The 495-nt window shown below is 52.1% G+C and carries 1 protein-coding gene; it reads left to right on the forward strand.

From position 1 onward, the window contains the following. On the forward strand, positions 1 to 495 hold a 495-nt coding region (locus A3773_RS19775), incomplete at both ends, for a hypothetical protein (RefSeq protein ID WP_197462835.1).

A 495-nucleotide genomic window follows, 5' to 3' on the forward strand; every position in this document is an offset into this window, starting at 1 on the left:
GGGAGGGGAAGAAGAGGGGGGAAGAGGAAAAGGAGGAGAGAGAGGGGAAGGAGAGGGAAAGGAGGAGGAAAGGAGGGAGGAAAAGAAGAGGGGACGGAGAGAGGGAAAAAGAAAAAAAGGGAAGAGGAAAAAGGAGAAGAAGGAAGGGAGGAAAAAAAAAGAGAGAAGAAAGGAGGGGAGGAAAAGAAGGGGAAGGAGGGGGGGAAAGAGGGGGGAAAGAGAAGGAAAAGAAGGGAAAAGAGGAGGGGAGGGGGAGGAGAAGAAAAAAGGGAAAAGAGGGGGAAAGAAGAGAGAAAGGGGAGGAAGAGGGGAAGAGGGGGGAAAGAGGGAGAAAGAAAAGTAGAGAGGGGAGGGAAAGAAGGGGGGGTGAAAAAGAGGAGAGGGGGAAAGGGAGAGAAAGAGAGGAGAGGGGGAGGGAAGAGGAAGAAGAAAAAGGAGGAGGGAGAGAAGAGAAAAGGAGGGGGAGGAAAAAAAAGAGGAGGGGGGAGGAAGAGA

The organism is Neptuniibacter pectenicola (genome assembly GCF_001597735.1).
GTDB lineage: Bacteria > Pseudomonadota > Gammaproteobacteria > Pseudomonadales > Balneatricaceae > Neptuniibacter > Neptuniibacter pectenicola.